Source organism: Pontibacillus sp. ALD_SL1 (assembly GCF_017355605.1).
Genome location: NZ_CP062974.1, coordinates 48,647 through 65,255, shown reverse-complemented (window position 1 = coordinate 65,255; position 16,609 = coordinate 48,647). Strand labels below are relative to the sequence as shown.

The following is a 16,609-nucleotide window of genomic DNA, read 5'->3' as shown; positions in this document are numbered from 1 at the left end:
ATTTTCATTTAATATAACAGTTTTATACGGGTTTAATCAAGGGGAACTCGGCCTCCTAGCATACGAACAACATACACTTCGTCACAGAACCCTCGCAAACCATTGTAAATACGCTGAGCACGAGATTCATGTTGAACCAATCCAAACACCGTCGGTCCACTTCCGCTCATAAGCACGGCATCTGCCCCAAACTCATGCATATGCTCCTTAATCTGCTGAACATCACTGTGTAATTGGACCGTAACAGGTTCTAACACATTACTGACTCGACTACAGATCCCCTGATAATCTTCCCGCTTGAGTGCCTCTATCATTGCAGGTATATCAGGATGACTCGCTTCGTCTAAGTTTAAATTTTCGTAAATGGCTTGAGTGGAAACACCAATCGTGGGTTTTGCCAACACAACCCAGCAAGCCGGAGGAGCAGGTAACTTCTCAATCTTTTCACCTCTCCCTGTCGCCCTTGCTGTCCCACCATGAACACAAAACGATACATCAGAACCTATACGAGCGCCAATATCCGCTAATTCCTCAAGACTTAAATCCAACTCCCACAACCGATTCAGCCCTCTCAGAACTGCCGCAGCATCACTACTACCACCCGCAAGACCAGCAGCTACAGGAATCTGTTTTTCAATATAAATTTCAACACCTTCCCTGATGCCAAACCTATCTTTCAATACTTGAGCAGCCTGAAAAGCAAGATTACGATGATCACTCGGAACAAACCGATTTTCCGAAACAATCAGAATCTCATCAGTTCTCAAAGGACTTAACTCAATGCGATCAGACAAATCAATCGTCGTCATAATCATATCCACTTCATGATACTGATCCGGACGCTTATACAAAACGTCCAACGCTAAATTAATCTTAGCCGGCGCCTTCTCCAAAAAACGCATACCATCACCTGCTTCTTCGCATTAATTATGGATAAATTGTATCATAATTAAACGAAAAGCGCAGGCGACTGTTCAGCCCCGTACGGATAAGACAGCTTTTCGGAAAAGGCGGTTAGCCTTTGGAGAAAAGATGGCTTATCTCGCTAGGGGCTAGGAGCCGGAGCTAGATCCAGAAAAGCGCAGGCGACTGTTCAGCCCCGTACGGATAAGACAGCTTTTCGGAAAAGGCGGTTAGCCTTTGGAGAAAAGATGGCTTATCTCGCTAGGGGCTAGGAGCCGGAGCTAGATCCAGAAAAGCGCAGGCGACTGTTCAGCCCCGTACGGATAAGACAGCTTTTCGGAAAAGGCGGTTAGCCTTTGGAGAAAAGATGGCTTATCTCGCTAGGGGCTAGGAGCCGGAGCTAGATCCAGAAAAGCGCAGGCGACTGTTCAGCCCCGTACGGATAAGACAGCTTTTCGGAAAAGGCGGTTAGCCTTTGGAGAAAAGATGGCTTATCTCGCTAGGGGCTAGGAGCCGGAGCTAGATCCAGAAAAGCGCAGGCGACTGTTCAGCCCCGTACGGATAAGACAGCTTTTCGGAAAAGACGGTTAGCCTTTGGAGAAAAGATGGCTTATCTCGCTAGGGGCTAGGAGCCGGAGCTAGATCATGAAAAGCGCAGGCGGGTCGGGCAGGTAAAGAGGAAGTTCGACTAAGACCGTCACGTCCTGTGACAACGTCGAACGACCCCACCTCGTGTGGGGCCGGATAAGCAAGCTGCTGCAAGTCTGCCTAGCAGACTGGAAGTAGATTGCTTATCGCGCTAGGCCCTACCCGCCGGAGCTAGACACTATGAAAAGCGCAGGCGGCTGCAGAATTGCTCTGTGACGGTTCACTTGATAAATACCACTAAAAGGTCAAGTGATCCCCTTAATCTGTTACCTTTCGCTGAAAAAATCTCTTAAAAAGGTCACAGAGCTTGAGATGCTCCCCCTATGGTAGACAGTATAAAAATAAAACTGTTTATCTTAGGGGGTTTTTGTATGTCGAGAAGTTCTTTTTCTCCTGTGGAGAAGCTTACTATTATTAATCTTATTCGTAACGAACATTATCCCATCAATGAAGTTGCTTCTAAGTATAACGTGTGTTGGGCTACGATTCGATCCTGGATACACAAGTTTGAAACTCTTGGAGAAGCTGGACTTGAAGAAGCAAAATCAAACACATCCTACTCAAAAGAGTTTAAGCTGAATGCGGTCAAAGCGTATTTATCAGGAAGGTACTCGATGCGTGAGGTGGCAAGGAAATATGGGGTTTCCAGTTATTCCTCTTTAAGAAACTGGGTGAATGATTATAATGGTCATAGAGTATGGAAATCCAAAGGAGAAAGAAGGCAGAACTCTATGACTAAAGGGCGTAAGACGAATTGGGAAGAGCGAATTGAAATTGTACAGAACTGCATTAAGAATGGGAAAGACTATCAGAGCGCAGCTGAGGACTACTCTGTCTCTTATCAACAGGTTTATCAATGGGTGAAGAAATATGAAAGTGGAGGCGATGAAGCTCTTCAAGATCAACGAGGTAAAAAGAAGAGTAAAACCGAGTTAACACCTGAAGAAAAATTCAAGTTAGAGAAGAAGCAACTCGAACGTGAAAATGAACGGTTACGTGCTGAAAACTTATTCTTAAAAAAGTTAGAGCAGATCGAAAGGGGGCGAAATTAAACCAAATTCGTTTTCAGGATAAGTATGTCGCTATCCAAGAGCTTCACGAACAAGAGAACATGAGTATCCAATTACTTTGTGACACCGCTGGTATTTCACGAGCAGCTTATTATAAATGGAAAGATCGAGTTCCTACTCCGCGAGAACTTCAGAATGAGGAAATTCTTAAGGAAATGAAGAACCTTCAAGAGAAGGTAGATGGAATCTTTGGCTATCGTCAAATGACCCTTCAAATGAATCGAAAATTTGAAGAGACACTTAATCACAAGAGAATTTACCGTTTAATGAAGCTGTTTAAAATGCGTTCTGTCACACGAGTGAAAAAGAAAGTCTATAAACGTTCATCACCAGACCATGTAGCAGAAAACGTTCTGAATAGAGAGTTCGAGGCTGAACAACCAAATGAAAAATGGGTAACGGATGTCACAGAGTTTAAGTATGGTCACTCCAAAAAAGCTTATTTGAGTGCGATCCGTGACCTTTATGATGGATCTATTATAAGTTATGTTTTTGGGCATTCCAATAATAATGATCTCGTGTTTGAAACGTTAGATAATGCGATCACAAGTTTAAACGACGAGTCCCCCCTAATCCATAGTGATCGTGGGTTTCAATATACTTCACATGGGTTTAAACGAAAGATAGATCAAGCAGGAATCTACCAAAGCATGTCTCGAGTGGGTAGGTGTATAGATAATGGACCAATGGAATCCTTCTGGGGAACACTTAAATGTGAGAAGTATTATTTACATAAGTACGATACGTACGAAGAATTATCTTCAGCCATTGAGGAATACATATACTTTTACAATCATGAAAGATACCAAGAAAAATTAAACGGCCTTAGCCCTATGGAATATAGAGCTAAAGCCGCTTAAGTCTTTATATTATTTCCACTGTCTACTTGACAGGGGGCACTTCAGCTTCCGTATCTGTGACCCTTTTGCATACAAAAAGTTTAAAAAGTCACAGATCAATCTCAATCCCTATATAAGTCAGCTAACGGTAAATAAGGCACCTCAAGCTCTCAAAAACAAAAGGGGGACAAGCCCCTGTTGTTAGGTCTTGTCCCTCATCATTTGTTCTTGTGCTTTTTGGATGGCGCGTTTGGTGATGTTTCCAGCATCTCGTGCTGTAATTCCACCCCAGCCTTCCTTTTCAATCGTGTCGTAAAAACCTAACTCCCTTGCGATTTCCTCTTTAAGCCTGTCAGACATGTAGCCTCGACGTTTACCCAAGGAAAACAGCTCCCTTCATTATGCTTGTACGACACGCTTAGCATATGTATATTCCGATGGTGTAGTCTAGATGAATAATGGCAATCAAAGCAATCTTTGCTATCGTCTTCCCCACCAAATAAGAAGAAGGTTATGTTACGTTTACTTTAAGGACAAGTAAAAAGCAGTAAACCAAGGTTTACTGCTCCCCTAACATCATTCTGCTTAGATCCTCGCCAAAGTTTAGCTCTACTGTTTCAGTAAGTACATCAGCATAGCTATAAGAGACACGTTCATAAGCGTTCTCTTCTTGGTCAAGTTCTACAATAAAAACAGAAGGATATGTTTCAGCTAATACACCACTTCGTTCGATGGTTTTACGTCTACCACCATTAGCTTTCAATGTTAACCGTTTCCCAATTTGCCCATCGAGAGACTGTTTGATTTCTGCTAACGTTTTTGCCACTACACTCCACCTCACTAATTATACTATAACACACGCTTGTCTTTTCAGTCAATAAAACTTTATATTATAGCAGTATGTTATTTTTAATGTCAATGAAATACGACCTTTTCTTTTTATCTATTTGTAGTGTTTCTTTGATCTGACAAAATTATGTATGAAAATGGCAAGATTCGACTCGATTCTCTCTGCTCATGCCTTTTCTCATGCTATTCCAATCCACCGTAAAATAATTCAAAGAATTAATAAATTTAAAAAACACCCATTATGATAATGGGTGTTGAAAAGGATTATCTTGTTCTTCCTCATCTTCAGATTCATAAGGCATTCCCGTTCTCATGAGTCCTCGTGTATCGACTCCTCCAAGACCTTTTTCCCCGGTTAAGGTGTTACGGATGACATCCCATACATTTACCTTATCCATGAATGAGGTGTAACTGATCTTAGCCACTATATAGACAGGGTCGAGGGCGTGAATATTAATACGTGAAGGGGAACTAGCAAAGTTTGCTCCTGCCCTTATTAAAGATTCAAAGTGAGACTGACACGCGCCTGCAAATATCACCAGTTGATCAAGATGAGGCACCTTCCTTCTTGCCTCTCTCACTGCCTCCGCATAATACTTCGAGTTTCTATAAGCACGTAAATCATGCTTGTTCCCTTTACTTTTCGAATAAGAATCATGCCCGGTAATGACGACAACATCTGGATTTATTTTATCAATTAAATCCCCAATCTCATGTGGCATATCTTTCTCACTTAAATGAACCCCGTGAACCTGTAAGCCGAGCTGCTGGTACAAATCGATGCATTTCTTTAAATAGAGACGATCTCCATCTAAGTGAAGAACGCGCGAAGGAAGTTGAAAATACGCATTTTGGTGCTTGTATCCACCAGAGGCTTCATAGTCACGCTTCTGGCGCATTAATTGATAATCTTGCCGAAATAAACGATAGGAATAGTCTTCCTTTTCTTTTGCTTCCTTTTTACGACGCTTTAGGTCATCTGATTTCACTTTTACTAAATCAGACAGTGGAGCATCAGCTTCAAGACGAATTTCTTCCCCGTACAAAAGAACTCTATTCTCTTGAATATCCTGAACGCGAAATAAAACATCGTGTTTGTAGGAGGTTCGTGTAACTAAATCTCCCCTATTTATCATCTTCCTGCCTCCTCACACAAACCATTCTAAAATAGCCTATGTGGAAAAGAAGGAAATGTGCCCGATTACAAAGCTCTATAAAATGTATTCGCTAAACGAGCGAACTCTTCTATAGAAAGGGATTCTCCTCTACGTCTTTCTTCAATATCACTTTTCTCTAAGACATCTCTAATATCATCTTTACTGAATCGATCTTTAAAGTGACGACTTAAGTTGTTCATGATCGTTTTGCGGCGTTGGCCAAACGAAGCCCGAACAAGATCAAAGAAGAATGGCTCATTGTCTACTACCACAGGTGGTTCATCTCTCATTGCTAAACGTAGAACAGCCGATCCCACATTTGGTTGAGGCATGAATACCGTTCTTGGAACATCCATAACAACTTTAGCTTCCGTGTAATATTGAACAGCAATAGATAAAGAACCATAAGCCTTACTATTTGGAGAGGCTGCCATGCGATCAGCTACTTCCTTTTGAATCATAACCGTTATACTCTCAATCGGTAAGCGTTCCATTAATAAGTTCATTAATATTGGTGTCGTAATGTAATAAGGTAAATTGGCTACCACATGAACAGGCTGATCTTCCTTGAAATATTCTCGAATTGTTTCTTTTACATTAGCCTGCAAAACATCTTGATGGATGACAGAAACATTATCGTAATCGTGTAAGGTGTCTTCTAAAATCGGTAAAAGGCGTTGATCAATTTCAAACGCTAGTACCTTATCCGCTTTACGAGCGAGCTGTTCTGTTAAAGCACCAATTCCTGGTCCAATTTCAATAGCACCACTATCGTTTGTGACTCCTGCATGGTTAACGATGTTTTCTAACGTATTCGCATCAATTAAAAAGTTCTGACCCAGGCTCTTTTTAAAAGAAAATCCATACTTCTCTAAAATAGCCTTCGTTCGGACGGGTGTTGCTATTGCTTTATAATCACTCATTCTTCTTCCTCCTGAATAATAACTTCCATTGCTGCAATAAATTCTTCTCTTGTAATCTGAAACATCACAAGACGTTTATACAACTGCTTTCCATTTGTGTAACCAATCTTTAGCTTTATTCCTAACTGTTCGCGTCTCGCTTTAGCACCCTTACCTCCAAGGAGACCATAACGAACCAAATCCGCTTGTTCTATGGTCGTCTCATAGGTATCCGTTACACTATAAACATTCTTTAAGGCTTCTCGAATATCTTCAGGTGTGGCATGCTCCACACCAACCCCTTTGCTATGTTTAGCTAATGCTTGTTCTTTAGGTAAGAAAGCATGTTTACATCCCGGTACAGACTGAGAAACAATTGTCCGAATCCGCTCTCCAGGGGAATCTGGATCTGTGAAGATAATAACTCCCCGTTTTTCCTGGGCATGGCGAATCTTTGTAATCGTATCTTCGTTAACAGCAGAACCATTGGTTTCAATGGTATCCGCTTCTACTGCTCTTTTTATGTTGACAGTATCATCTCTTCCTTCAACCACAATTACTTCTTTTATTCTCATTGTATCCTCCCGACTACGGTATCTTTTTTAGTTATAACACGTCCATGCATTAAAATAAAACACAATCTGTTTGTCCTCTCCCATGTTTAGACAAAATGATTCACGTGAAACAATTTTTAGAATACTTTAAATTTTTTCGTTCGACAAAAGGAGAGAATAGCAATAATCAGCATATAATATGGATACGTACATACCAAGCATTTCAATAAAAAAAGCAGAGGTATAATCCTCTGCTTTACTTACCATATACTTTAACTTGCACACTTCGGCGACCATAATTTAAGGCAGCACCCTTATCAGATATAAATAGATCAATGCGATTTCCCTTGATTGCTGACCCTTGGTCTCCCGCTATTGCATATCCATACCCTTCAACCCATACCTTTGATCCTAACGGAATTACATTAGGGTCAACGGCAATAACCTTTTGATTTGGGTTAGCACGAAGGTTAATTCCTGTTGATGTTACACCACTACACCCTGTGCAGTAAGCTGTATACGCTGTTGCTTGCATGTATAACGTTTTCTGTACTCCCGATGAGCTGTTACTACGGGAAACTTGTGGTTGAGATTGTGATTGTTGCGAAGGTTGTGCCTTTTGAACTTGCTGTACTTTAGTCCCAATTGCAACAATTTTATCTTTGCTATCTTTTTTATTCTCTTCTTTTATTAATTTCCGTTCTACTTCTTCGCCATTTTCTAACGTGACTTCGTAGTGCTTTACAACTTGGCCCTCTTCACCGTCTTGAACGACCTTTTCTTTCCCCTTAGCCAAGGATTTGTCGTTTCGTTTGACGACTGCATAATCCACCTTTTCTTCGATAACATCTGTAACCTTCTCTACTCGAGTGATCGTGACTTCATTTTGCTCTTTTGACAATGAAGCCGTATCTTTCTGTTTTAACCGATCAAGTTCATTAAGAGAAATCTTTTGCTGTTTTAAGAAATCACTTACGGAGGTTGCTGTCGTCCAGATCTCAGAAGTTTCACCACCATCATTTAAAGCGACTTGAAACGCCTTTTGAACCTGAATCTCCATACCATCTTGAATGGAGAATGCTTGTTCATGAGACACTTCATCTCGTTCTTTAATGGAGATGCCTTCTGCTTTGAATAGTTGTTGTACGGTATCGGCTGTTGTGTAATATTGCTCGGTGTTATCATCCACTTTCACAGTAACTTGTTTAGCAGATTGATAGTCTATTTGCATTCCTGTTGTAATTGTATCGTCAAGGTTGTGTGATAATTCATCATGTGGTTCCACTTTAATTCCTTGGTCATTTAAGAGATCCTCCACTGTACTGGCATGAGTACGCACGGACTTCGTTTCTTTTTCTGTGCTCAATTGTACTTCCGCCTTTGTGGATTCAAACCCTAAGCTCCCAAGTAAGGCAAAAAACATAACGGCACTTGCGACCAACGCGATTAATTTTTTCACGCTTCTGCCTCCTTTTTTCTACGCAGTGTATTATATCCACCGCACCAACATCTGTCAAATCATTAGCAGCAGAAATGGAAAAAGGACCCACATAACCCCCTTGGCTCTCTTTACTATACCTGCTCCTTTTTCAAAAAGAAACGGAAAAATCGCGACAGATGTGTACAAAACCTGCCACGATTTTTCCGTTATTTTATGCTTTCCCATTTTATTGGTCAAGTTTAAATAGTTTAAAGGCATTTCTTGTCGTTGTTTGTCCAACTTCTTCGAGCGAAATTCCTTTTAATTCAGCCACTTGCTCCGCAACAAGTTTAACGTAAGCTGGTTCATTACGAGTTCCACGGTTTGGATGCGGGGCAAGAAACGGACAATCTGTTTCTACTAATAGGTAATCAAGGTCAATAGCTTCTGCTACTTCCTTTGGTTTCTTAGCATTTTTAAAAGTAACAGGGCCACCTAAAGAGATGTAGAAATTCATTTCTATACACTCCCTGGCAATCTCAACAGAGCCGCTGTAACAATGCATGATGCCCCCAACTTCTTCTGCATTCTCTTCCTTTAGAATATCAACGATATCTTGTGTCGCTTCACGATTGTGAATAATAATAGGCATTTGAACTTTTTTCGCAAGTTCAATTTGTTTACGGAACACTTCTTTTTGTACTTCCGCCGGAGATTTGTCCCAATGATAATCTAATCCCATCTCACCAATCGCGACTACTTTTGGGTGAGCAGAAAGTTCTTCAATCCAACCTAAATCTGACTCTTCCATATCAATTGCATCTACAGGATGCCAACCAACAGCAGCATAAATGTTGTCATGAGATTCAGCAATCTCAATAGCTAATGGGATCGTTTCCCGGTCAAAGCCTACAACAACCATATAGTCAACACCAGCTTCTTGGGCTCGTTTAATGACTTCTTCTCGATCTTCATCAAATTGTCTAGCATTCAAATGCACGTGTGTATCAAACAGCATGTCACTGACTCCTTTATTTCGTTCTTTTAGTTGTATTGTAACACCAGTCCATATGTGTTCAAAATTATCCCACTTCACTATGGTAATGTTTCCGTTTCGCTAGTTGAGTGTAAGGAGGCTTATCTGGAACCGCATTAACAGAGCCTAATTAATAGAAAAGGGTACTCTATACCATAGAGTACCCTTCATTTTATTTAACTTGTGTTCCGTTCGGAAGGTTTTGATCAACTGATGCAAGAGATAGTGTTCCTTCTTCGTCTTCTCCAGCTAACACCATGCCTTGGGATAGTTCTCCACGTAACTTCACAGGTTTAAGGTTCGTTACACAGATCACCTTTCTTCCAATTAAATCTTCAGGAGCATAATGCTTTGCTATTCCAGAAACCACCTGGCGTTGCTCTTTCCCTAGATCAAGCTGTAAACGAAGTAGTTTGTCTGCTTTAGGATGCTTATCCGCCTCTACAACTTCAGCGACTCGTAAATCAACTTTTAAGAAATCATCGATGCCAATTTCTTCGGCTCCTTCTTCTGATTCCTCTTTCACTTCCTCTTCAGGAGCAGGAGTGCCGCCTTTCATCATATTCTTAATGATTTGCGTTTCTTCTTCTGTCTCAAGACGAGGGAAGATTGGCTGACCTTTTTGCACTTTCGTTCCTGCTGGAATCATGCCAAGGTTATCTAGGCTTCCCCATTCTGCAAAGCGATCATCTTCAATACCTAATTGCTCTAACATAAGCTTAGGTGTTCTCGTCATGAACGGTTGCAGCATAACTGCAATGTGGCGCAGAGATTCGGCTAAATGAGCCATCACGTTACCTAAACGATCTTTCTTAGCCTCATCTTTCGCAAGGACCCAAGGTGTTGTCTCATCAATGTACTTATTCGTACGGCTGACAAACGCCCATAGGTTTGAAAGGGCAACAGAGAATTCCATATGATCCATCGCATGCTCAACTTTCTCCCTTGTTTCCTTAGCGAAAGTCTCTAACTCAACGTCAACATCTTCTTCGCTAGTACGGAACGCTGGAATTTCCCCATCAAAGTATTTACTAATCATAGCAACTGTACGGTTCAGAAGGTTACCAAGGTCATTTGCTAGATCATAGTTTGTACGTTCTACAAACCCTTCTGGTGTAAAGACTCCATCTGAACCAAATGGCACTTCACGAAGCAAGTAGTAACGTAGGGAATCTAAACCATAACGATCGATTAAATCAACAGGGTCTACTACGTTCCCTTTTGACTTAGACATCTTCCCATCCTTCATAAGGATCCAACCGTGAGCGAATACCTGCTTTGGTAACGGCAGATCAAGAGCCATTAACATAATTGGCCAGTAAATGGTGTGGAAACGAACAATTTCCTTACTCATTAAGTGGACATTAGCTGGCCAGTATTTTTGATAGCGTTGATCATTGTCTGTTCCGTAGCCTAATGCAGTAATATAGTTGCTTAGAGCATCAATCCAAACATAGATGACGTGCTTTGGATCTCCTGGTACTTTAACCCCCCAGTCGAAGGTTGTACGAGAAATCGCTAAATCTTCAAGACCTGGCTTAATAAAGTTATTAATCATTTCATTCTTTCTGCTCTCAGGCTGAATGAAATGAGGGTTATCTTCGTAAAATTTTAATAAGTCATCAACGTATTTACTCATTTTGAAGAAATAGGATTCTTCTTTTACTTTCTCTACTTTATTCCCGCAATCAGGACAATGGCCATCATCTAACTGACGCTCCGTAAAGAATGATTCACAAGATGTACAATACCAGCCTTCATATTCATCAAGGTAGATATCCCCCTTCTCAAGAAGGCGGTTGAAAATCTTTTCAACCACATCTGTGTGGCGTTTCTCCGTTGTTCGAATAAAATCATCAATAGAGATATCCATCTTATCCCACAAACTCTGAATCCCGCTTACAATATCGTCTACGTAAGCTTGTGGAGTCACTCCTTGTTCATCAGCTTTTCGTTGAATTTTTTGCCCATGTTCGTCAGTACCGGTTAAGTACATAACATCGTAACCTTGTAATCGTTTATAACGCGCAATCGCATCACCAGCTACTGTAGTGTAGGCGTGACCGATATGCAGATTCCCACTAGGATAGTAGATCGGTGTGGTGATATAAAAGGTCTTATTTTCTTCCGTCATGGAATTCCCTCCTATTAAATATATGTAATACAACTCTCTAACTAACGAGAGTAATCACTTTTAGTATCTAGTTCATGCATCCCCTCTATTTTATCGGTTCATAAGCATTATTTCCATTCCTAACAAAAAACTATACAAAATCAATGCTTATTAAATCAAGAGATGAACTTTAATCAAAGGCTTCAGGTAAGTAATGCACTTATTTACCGCGCTCTCACTTATAAAATTTTTATTTAAATACAAGAACATTTCGGTTGAGAGAAATTTAGCTGGGTATAGTTACTATAAGTTCATTCTTCTACCCTACTTAAAGGAGGTGAATTTTTAGTTACATCTTTTTGATTTCACCCCCCCTAAAAAGTCGGATAATGTCGAAAAAATGTAATAGCTGTATGCGAAAGCATTTCCTTTTAATTGAAAAAGTTAAGAGACAATAACAGCTTTAGGAATTTTCTCCTGAACCGTAATTCACCTGCTTTATATTTGTTAATTTCTTGTTGGATTTGACAAATAAAAGAATTGACATCCATGGGAAACACTGGTACTATATGAGGTATAGAATGTCGAAACATGACGAAGATAAAGAAAATATTTTTGAGTGAGAGGAGCAATACACATGAAATCAACTGGTATTGTACGTAAGGTAGACGAACTGGGACGCGTAGTAATTCCAATCGAATTACGCCGTACTCTTGGAATCAATGAAAAAGATGCTCTTGAAATCTATGTAGATGACGACCGCATCGTACTAAAGAAATATAAGCCAAACATGACTTGTCATGTTACAGGTGAGGTTTCTGAGAACAACATGAGCCTTGCGAATGGCAAATTAGTTCTTAGCCCAGAAGGTGCAAAAGAATTAATGGGCGAAATTCAAAATAGCTTAAATAACAAAGTAGACTAATAAAGAGATAAAAAAAGAGACGACAAACCCCCGCATTAAGCGGGGGTTTTTTTATTACGTATGATAGGCTTGGTAAACCTCTCTTTTAGATATCTTTCGATCAACAGAAACTTGTTTAATTGCATCTTTTGACGATTGGCCTCGTTCAATATAATGCTCTACATGCTCTACAAGAGATAGCTCATCCCACCAGTTCGACTCACTCTCTTCTTCTTGACTCTGCCTGCCTTCTACAATGATACAAAATTCTCCACGCACTTGCTCTGTATGTGCCCATTCTAAGACCTCAGAAGCTGTTCCCCTGATATATTCCTCATATTTCTTAGTCAGTTCACGAGCTAATACAACTTGGCGATTACCGAACCCATCATGTAAAGCCTTTAGCATTTCCTTTAACCGATGAGGTGATTCGTAAAATACCAATGTACCTGAATCTTTACTTAACCTCTCAAGTTCTTCTTTACGCTCCTTCTTCTTACGAGGCAAAAAACCATGAAAAGAAAATCGTGTCGTGTCTAACCCAGAACCTACCAGGGCACAGAGCGCAGCATTAGCACCGGGTAGCACAACGACTGATATTTCTTCTTCAATTGCACGCTTTACAATCTCAAAACCAGGATCAGATACCCCGGGCATGCCTGCATCACTTACAACGGCTATTTTTTTTCCGCTTTGTAAAGCATGTAATAAGTAATCTTCCCGGTTATGTTTATTATGTTCATGATAACTAGTTAAAGGCGTATGCAAATCAAAGTGCGTTAATAACTTCTTCGTCTGCCTTGTATCTTCAGCTGCTATTTCATCCACTTCACTTAAAATACGTAAAGCCCTGTAGGTAATGTCTTCTAAATTTCCAATTGGTGTTGGGACAATGTACAATTCGCCCAGATGATCTTCACGAGTTTGGAAGCTTTTTTGAATCTTCATGATTTGCCATACCTTTCTGACCTGAATGAATAAGACGCTCCTTTTGGGAACGCGTTAGTCGTTTAATTCGATATTCTTCTTGCATTGCTTCACGCTTGGTTGAGTAATGAGCACAATAAACGAGAGTAAACGGGCCTCTACCTCTTGTATATTTCGCCCCTTTCCCAGATTCATGCATACTCAAGCGTTTCACTAAGTCATTCGTGTACCCTGTGTAGATTGTAGCATCCTTACATCGAAGCATGTACACCACGTGTTCATCAGTTTCCATAGAGAAGGTTCCTCATCTCGTCAGAATAAAGCCCATTTTCTTGATAAATATAAAGAGGAGGGAGGACTTTGAGATCTGGTTTCCCATCTCGTGTACCTTCAATCAAAACCATATTCGCCTCTTTCCCAGGCTTAGGGTACACAAGCTGCATGCGCTTAGGTTCTACCTGATATTTTCGGAAAAGAGTGATAAGGTCTGGGAGACGACCCGGGCGATGGACCATTGAGACCTTTCCTCCTGATTTCGTTAAGCGGCTGCAAGACCATACGACATCCTCTAATGTACAATAAATCTCATGGCGAGCAATCGCTAAGTGTTCATTTTCATTCTTATAATCCTCTTTTGGGGTAGGGAAATAAGGAGGGTTGCAAGTAACTAAATCGAATTTCCCGTTTCCTAATGTCTTCGGCATGTCTTTTAGATCGCCATGAATGAATTGAACTTGATCTTCTAACTCATTCAGTTTCGTATTTCGCAGCGCCATGTCATATAAACGCTCTTGTAATTCCACACCTGTAATACTAGCCCTTGAACGATTACTTAGAAAGAATGGGATAACCCCATTGCCTGTACATAAGTCCAATATATTTCCTCTTTTAATAGGAACGTACGTAAATTTAGCCAGTAAAACAGCATCCAATGAAAAGGCGAAAACACTAGTGCTTTGAATTATACGTAGGTTTTCTTCTGCTAATAAATAGTCGATTCTCTCGTCTCCATGTAATTCTACCATGGATCATTCACTCCCTCATTCATCCGTAAAGATAAATAGAGAGGCTGTCCATATGGAACAGCCTCTAACATTACTTCTTTTTATTTAAAAATGATAGGCAAAATAAGCAATCTTCATCCCTGGGACTCCCAAAATGGAGGTTGCAGATATGGAATCCCTCTTCGTACAAACGAGCGAGATTATCATATCCTTCACCAACCAAAGCTCCCTTTGCTTCGGATTGTTTTGACTCGCTTTGTTCAGAATGTTCATGATCTTGCTCAAGACGTTGCCTTAGGTGGTGGTTCTCTACGGATAGATGTTGATTCTCTTCCAACAGCTCCACCAGTTGCTTTTTAAGATCCCCTAATTGTTGATAGAGTTGTCCGATTTGCTCTTCCATATGTGATACTTGTTCAAAAATTTCTTTTTTATTCACGCTTACATCCACCCCATTATTCTGTGGCTTGCGTTGGTACTGCACCTTCTTGAATGAGTTCTTCTAGTGTATATTCAATAACTCGTTCTTGATCAGGGATTTCTATTTGAATGACACGTTCAAGGATGTTTAAGCCAACGACCTTGCCGGGGCCTTGTGGTGTCCTGATATCTTCTCCAATATCCGGAAGTTCTTTTTTGGCTGTTTCATAATCATCGTTCTCATATTTCAAACAGCACATAAGGCGACCACATAAGCCTGAAATTTTCGCAGGATTAAGCGATAGATTTTGATCTTTAGCCATCTTTATGGAAACCGGTTCAAAATCCCCCAAAAAGGTAGAACAACACAACATTCGGCCACATGGACCTATGCCACCTAACATTTTCGCCTCGTCACGTACGCCGATTTGACGCAACTCAATCCGTGTTTTAAACACAGATGCCAGATCTTTAACAAGATTACGGAAGTCTACACGACCGTCAGCCGTAAAATAGAAGATTACTTTATTTCGATCAAATGTATATTCCACATCAACAAGCTTCATATCTAGCTTATGTTGTATAATCTTATCAGCACAAACGTTAAATGCTTCTTTCGCATTCTGTTTGTTCTCTGTTACAACTAACTTATCTTTTTCATCCGCAATTCGGATGACTTTCTTAAGCGGTAAGACAATATCTTCTTCATCCACTTGTTTACTCGAAATCACAACTTTACCGAACTCAATGCCTCGTACGGTTTCAACTATTACATAATCGTCGTCTGTAATTTGGTAAGTATCCGGATCGAAATAATAAATCTTTCCCGCCTGTTTGAAACGTACACCAACTACTTCAACCATTCAATCACCTCTGTATTTGAAGCGTGAGTTGTTCCATCACCAGGGTTGGGTGAACATTTGAGATTAGCTTACGTTTTGCCTCTAAAATATGGGTCAGAGCATTTGTTGCAAATTGCTTGGACCATGTATAGGAGCTTGTACGAATGCGCTCCCTTTCTGTAATAAAAACAATAGATGACTCCATACCGACATGTTCGTACACTAAATCCTTAAACCATAAGGAAAGAAGATCTAAACCTTGGTTCAAAGCATCTCGGTCTTTAAAATGAGGCATCCATTGATTGTTCACGAATAATAAAGCCTCACTGGGTTTTTCCTGAAGGACTTCAATTAATTGTATCACTAACTTTCTCGCGTTCGCAAACCAGTCATCACGATTCATCTCAAGCGCACCATCTATATTATTCGTTAAGGCACTTAATAAACGAGCTGAAGACTCCGAAACACCCTCTTCAATCAAGCGCTTTGTCACATTTTCTGTATTGAGCGGCTGAAACGCCATAATCTGACACCTAGAGCGAATTGTGTCTAGAAGTGCTTGCCCGTTCTCTGTTAAGAGCATTGCTACCGTTTGACGATTTGGTTCTTCTAGAAACTTCAATAATCTATTAGAGGCATTAGCTGTCATTTTATCTGCATCTTCTACAATGTATACCTTTTGATTTGACTCTAATCCAGTATAGGTGAACTCTTTTTGTAAATGAAGAATTTGTTCTTTCTTTATTGATTGTCCTTCTGGCTGAATAACGTGTACATCAGGATGATTACCAGAGTCAATTCGGATACAATCTTTACAGGTCTGGCAAGGTTCCACGCCTTCCCGAAAGCGACAGAAGAAGCTTTTTGCAAATAATAAACTCATTGCTAGCTTCCCCGTCCCCTTTGAGCCTTGAAATAAATAAGCGTGAGAGATGCGATCTTTTTGAATACTATTGGTTAACATTTTTGTAACCATAGGCTGAATTTCGATCATATCGGCCCACTTGTTCATTACTGTCAC

The 16,609-nt window shown here is 40.4% G+C and carries 17 protein-coding genes; 2 read left to right on the top strand and 15 right to left on the bottom strand.

What is annotated here, in order from left to right:
- Positions 1-32: 32 nt before the first annotated feature.
- On the bottom strand, positions 33-902 hold the full coding sequence (ispE, locus tag IMZ31_RS00325; RefSeq protein WP_207528789.1) for a 4-(cytidine 5'-diphospho)-2-C-methyl-D-erythritol kinase: 870 nt from the start codon (positions 900-902) through the stop codon (positions 33-35).
- A gap of 1,020 nt (positions 903-1,922) precedes the next feature.
- Here ispE and IMZ31_RS00320 point away from each other — a divergent pair.
- Positions 1,923-3,481, top strand: a protein-coding gene (locus IMZ31_RS00320) for an IS3 family transposase (RefSeq protein WP_207528434.1) whose coding sequence is annotated in 2 segments (ribosomal slippage) — positions 1,923-2,556 and positions 2,556-3,481 — 1,560 coding nt in all. Because the reading frame shifts where the segments join, the coding sequence is not laid out codon by codon here.
- A gap of 180 nt (positions 3,482-3,661) precedes the next feature.
- On the opposite strand, the gene IMZ31_RS00315 is transcribed toward IMZ31_RS00320, so the two are convergent.
- The 8 genes from IMZ31_RS00315 to metG all read right to left on the bottom strand — a co-directional run bounded on the left by IMZ31_RS00315 (position 3,662) and on the right by metG (position 11,512).
- A complete protein-coding gene (locus IMZ31_RS00315) occupies positions 3,662-3,841 on the bottom strand; it encodes a small, acid-soluble spore protein, alpha/beta type (protein WP_036787227.1) in 180 nt (59 codons plus the stop codon).
- Positions 3,842-4,019: 178 nt separating this feature from the next.
- Positions 4,020-4,286 carry a biofilm formation stimulator Veg gene (gene veg, locus IMZ31_RS00310; RefSeq protein ID WP_036787229.1) on the bottom strand — a complete coding sequence of 89 codons (267 nt, stop codon included), beginning with the start codon at positions 4,284-4,286 and terminating at the stop codon, positions 4,020-4,022.
- 262 nt (positions 4,287-4,548) lie between these two features.
- Positions 4,549-5,445 (bottom strand): sporulation peptidase YabG, encoded by an 897-nt coding sequence (gene yabG / locus IMZ31_RS00305; RefSeq protein WP_207528788.1) that lies wholly within the window; start codon positions 5,443-5,445, stop codon positions 4,549-4,551.
- 65 nt (positions 5,446-5,510) lie between these two features.
- Positions 5,511-6,389, bottom strand: coding sequence for a 16S rRNA (adenine(1518)-N(6)/adenine(1519)-N(6))-dimethyltransferase RsmA (rsmA, locus tag IMZ31_RS00300; RefSeq protein ID WP_207528787.1), 879 nt, complete (start codon positions 6,387-6,389; stop codon positions 5,511-5,513).
- Positions 6,386-6,943, bottom strand: a complete 558-nt coding sequence (gene rnmV, locus IMZ31_RS00295) for a ribonuclease M5 (RefSeq protein WP_207528786.1) — start codon at positions 6,941-6,943, stop codon at positions 6,386-6,388. The genes rsmA and rnmV overlap by 4 nt, the downstream gene beginning before the upstream one ends.
- A 235-nt stretch (positions 6,944-7,178) precedes the next feature.
- The gene (locus tag IMZ31_RS00290; RefSeq protein ID WP_207528785.1) at positions 7,179-8,381 is read right to left on the bottom strand and encodes a G5 and 3D domain-containing protein; all 1,203 of its coding nucleotides are present in this window, start codon (positions 8,379-8,381) and stop codon (positions 7,179-7,181) included.
- A 208-nt stretch (positions 8,382-8,589) separates the two neighbouring features.
- Positions 8,590-9,360 carry a TatD family hydrolase gene (locus IMZ31_RS00285; protein WP_207528784.1) on the bottom strand — a complete coding sequence of 257 codons (771 nt, stop codon included), beginning with the start codon at positions 9,358-9,360 and terminating at the stop codon, positions 8,590-8,592.
- A gap of 190 nt (positions 9,361-9,550) precedes the next feature.
- Positions 9,551-11,512 (bottom strand): methionine--tRNA ligase, encoded by a 1,962-nt coding sequence (gene metG, locus IMZ31_RS00280; RefSeq protein ID WP_207528783.1) that lies wholly within the window; start codon positions 11,510-11,512, stop codon positions 9,551-9,553.
- A gap of 616 nt (positions 11,513-12,128) precedes the next feature.
- On the opposite strand from metG, the gene IMZ31_RS00275 reads away from it, so the two are divergent.
- Positions 12,129-12,416 carry a transition state genes transcriptional regulator AbrB gene (locus IMZ31_RS00275; protein ID WP_371825466.1) on the top strand — a complete coding sequence of 96 codons (288 nt, stop codon included), beginning with the start codon at positions 12,129-12,131 and terminating at the stop codon, positions 12,414-12,416.
- A gap of 54 nt (positions 12,417-12,470) precedes the next feature.
- On the opposite strand, the gene rsmI is transcribed toward IMZ31_RS00275, so the two are convergent.
- The 6 genes from rsmI to holB form a co-directional block, all read right to left on the bottom strand.
- Positions 12,471-13,343, bottom strand: a complete 873-nt coding sequence (rsmI, locus tag IMZ31_RS00270; RefSeq protein ID WP_207528782.1) for a 16S rRNA (cytidine(1402)-2'-O)-methyltransferase — start codon at positions 13,341-13,343, stop codon at positions 12,471-12,473.
- Positions 13,312-13,614 carry a GIY-YIG nuclease family protein gene (locus tag IMZ31_RS00265; protein ID WP_207528781.1) on the bottom strand — a complete coding sequence of 101 codons (303 nt, stop codon included), beginning with the start codon at positions 13,612-13,614 and terminating at the stop codon, positions 13,312-13,314. Before IMZ31_RS00265 ends, rsmI begins: the two co-directional genes overlap by 32 nt.
- Positions 13,604-14,347 (bottom strand): tRNA1(Val) (adenine(37)-N6)-methyltransferase, encoded by a 744-nt coding sequence (locus tag IMZ31_RS00260; protein ID WP_207528780.1) that lies wholly within the window; start codon positions 14,345-14,347, stop codon positions 13,604-13,606. The genes IMZ31_RS00265 and IMZ31_RS00260 overlap by 11 nt, the downstream gene beginning before the upstream one ends.
- A gap of 70 nt (positions 14,348-14,417) precedes the next feature.
- The gene (yabA, locus tag IMZ31_RS00255; protein WP_036787251.1) at positions 14,418-14,765 is read right to left on the bottom strand and encodes a DNA replication initiation control protein YabA; all 348 of its coding nucleotides are present in this window, start codon (positions 14,763-14,765) and stop codon (positions 14,418-14,420) included.
- Positions 14,766-14,781: 16 nt separating this feature from the next.
- A complete protein-coding gene (locus IMZ31_RS00250) occupies positions 14,782-15,609 on the bottom strand; it encodes a PSP1 domain-containing protein (RefSeq protein WP_207528779.1) in 828 nt (275 codons plus the stop codon).
- Between the two features lie 4 nt (positions 15,610-15,613).
- Positions 15,614-16,600: a DNA polymerase III subunit delta' gene (gene holB / locus IMZ31_RS00245; protein ID WP_207528778.1), complete on the bottom strand. Its 987-nt coding sequence runs from the start codon at positions 16,598-16,600 to the stop codon at positions 15,614-15,616.
- Positions 16,601-16,609: the final 9 nt, after the last annotated feature.